The sequence below is a fragment of the Leisingera sp. genome (assembly GCF_034669605.1).
Classification (GTDB): domain Bacteria; phylum Pseudomonadota; class Alphaproteobacteria; order Rhodobacterales; family Rhodobacteraceae; genus Leisingera.
Genome location: NZ_JAXMOX010000352.1, coordinates 1 through 2,468, shown reverse-complemented (window position 1 = coordinate 2,468; position 2,468 = coordinate 1). Strand labels below are relative to the sequence as shown.

The following is a 2,468-nucleotide window of genomic DNA, read 5'->3' as shown; positions in this document are numbered from 1 at the left end:
TCTTCGCATGCGCGTGCGGCGAACGGACGAAATGCGCCTGCTTCATGCCCGGCACAATCATGTCGTCGGTATATTTGCCCTTGCCGGTAATGAACCGCTTGTCTTCCTTACGCGCCACGCGGGCGCCGATGCCTTCCATTCCCATGTCTCAAACTCCTCCGGTTGGGTGATGGAGAAAAGCCGGTGCGGGATGTGTCGGCTGCATTGCCGGATCTAAATCCAGGGCTGACAAACAAGCCGGATGTCAAATCCGGCAACAGCCCTTCAGATTCCTGATCCTTTCATCGCCTCTCGATCATCCGCAAGTCCTCAGCCTTTCGCCACTGCCTGTTCAGGCATGACTATTCCGCTGCGACCTTTGCTCCATCGCCCATCTTGGACGCGGCATCGAGCACTGCCTTGACGATGTTATGGTAGCCCGTGCAGCGGCAGATATTGCCTTCGAGTTCTGCGCGGACGGTTTTCTCGTCCAGTTGACCACCATGCCGCTCAATCATGTCGACAGCCGACATGATCATGCCCGGTGTGCAGAAACCGCACTGCAGGCCGTGGTGCTCACGAAACGCCGCCTGCACCGGGTGCAATTCGCCACCTGACGCCAGGCCTTCGATCGTCACAACCTCCGATCCGTCCGCTTGCGCAGCCAGAATTGTGCACGATTTGATCGCCTTTCCGTCGACGTGAACCACACAGGCCCCGCACTGGGACGTGTCGCATCCGACATGCGTTCCCGTCAGCCCGAGATTTTCCCGGATGAATTGAACCAGAAGAGTCCGGTCCTCGCATTGGCCGGAAACGGAACGCCCGTTCACGGTCATTGATACATTCGCCATAAAATTCCTCCCTGGGGTGTACAGACCTCACTCACCCTGGAGGCATCATTTTCCTTTTTTTGAAAAGGATCAACCGCTAAACTCGGTTTTATCTTCAACGGCAGGCGTCGGCCCACTGGGCGTATGCGCGCATGTCGTTCGACGCACGCATACCAGGCAGGTCCAGTCTGAAATCAGGCTGTAGCTGAACCATCTTCAGCACAGAGTTGCTTCGAAGCACTGCAAAGCCTGCATTTGCCGGGCAATCTGTCTGCAGAAATCGGTTGCCGCCATGTGCATTGCGATTTATGAACTGACCGGACGGTCGGTTAATCACGTTGAACGTCGTGGGAGAAACCTATCCAAAAGACTAAGACCGCCATTCCGGGGCAAGCTTTCCGATGCTACTTGGACATGGCATAAACTTTGCGCAGCACCGGCCATGCATTCCTGAGCGCCGACCGCTATGCAGTTACAAAAAATACCCCTAGTTTCCGGGGGAGCCGATATTTTGACCGGCAAGATCAATCTGGGAGGATCACATGAAGAAACGTCATTTCTTGAAATCCGCTGCAGTCGCAGCACTCGCCCTGTCCGCAATGGGCGCCTCGTCACTCGGCGCTGCCGCACAGGAAGTCACCCTGCGCATGCACCAGTTCCTGCCTGCACAGGCCAATGTGCCTGCTGGCATTCTCATTCCGTGGGCTGAAAAGATCGGTACGGAATCGGGTGGCCGCATCAAGGTCGAAGTCTTCTCCGCAATGTCGCTCGGCGGCACCCCCCCGCAGCTGATGGACCAGGCGCGCGACGGTGTTGTCGACATCGTCTGGACCCTGCCGGGCTACACGCCGGGCCGCTTCCCGAGCGTCGAAGTGTTCGAGCTTCCCTTCACCATGACCAACGCGGAAGCCACATCCCGCGCCTACTGGGAACTGTTCAAGTCCGACATGGAAGAAACCGAATTCAAGGGCGTCAAGATTCTCGGCGCCTGGGTCCACGGCCCCGGCGTCATCCACTCCAAGGGCGAAGGCATCCGCAAGCTCGAAGACATGCAGGGCAAGAAGATGCGCGGCCCGACCCGTGTCATCAACGGCCTGCTTGCTGAACTCGGCGCCGAACCGGTTGGCATGCCTGTACCGGCCATTCCCGAAGCCCTCTCCAAGGGCGTGATCGACGGAACCGTTATCCCGTGGGAAGTCACTCCGGCACTCAAGGTTGCGGAACTCGTGGACACCCACACAGAGTTCTCCGGTGATACCGCGCTCTATACTGCTGCTTTCGTTCTGGCGATGAACCAGGCCAAATACGACAGCATGCCTGACGATCTCAAGAAGATCCTCGACGACAACACCGGTGCGGATTTCTCCGCCTATGCCGGCAAGACCATGGAAGGTTTTGATGCCAGCGGCCGCGCAATCGCCGAAGCCACGGACAACGAAATCATTGTCCTGGACGAAGCCGAAGTAGCCCGCTGGAAGTCGGCCGCCGAAATCGTGCTCGACAACTGGTTCGAGGAAATGGACGACAAGGGCATCGACGGCGAAGCGCTGTACGAAAAAGCCCAGGACCTGATCGCAAAAAACACCAAGTAACGCGATTAACCGCCAAAAGCCGGCGGGTCAGCCTGAGAAGGGCAATCCCGCCGGGATACATCTG

The 2,468-nt window shown here is 57.8% G+C and carries 2 protein-coding genes; one reads left to right on the top strand and one right to left on the bottom strand.

Annotation, left to right across the window (positions count from 1 at the left end):
- Window positions 1-341: 341 nt before the first annotated feature.
- Entirely contained in the window at window positions 342-833 is a 492-nt protein-coding gene (locus tag VOI29_RS24080) for a (2Fe-2S)-binding protein (RefSeq protein WP_323784372.1), read from the bottom strand.
- Window positions 834-1,354: 521 nt separating this feature from the next.
- On the opposite strand from VOI29_RS24080, the gene VOI29_RS24075 reads away from it, so the two are divergent.
- The gene (locus tag VOI29_RS24075; RefSeq protein WP_323784370.1) at window positions 1,355-2,404 is read left to right on the top strand and encodes a TRAP transporter substrate-binding protein; all 1,050 of its coding nucleotides are present in this window, start codon (window positions 1,355-1,357) and stop codon (window positions 2,402-2,404) included.
- Window positions 2,405-2,468: the final 64 nt, after the last annotated feature.

Coding starts and splice junctions, on each gene's coding strand:
- VOI29_RS24080 (WP_323784372.1), bottom strand. CDS start 833: ATGGCGAATGTATCAATGACCGTGAACGGGCGTTCCGTTTCCGGCCAA.
- VOI29_RS24075 (WP_323784370.1), top strand. CDS start 1,355: ATGAAGAAACGTCATTTCTTGAAATCCGCTGCAGTCGCAGCACTCGCC.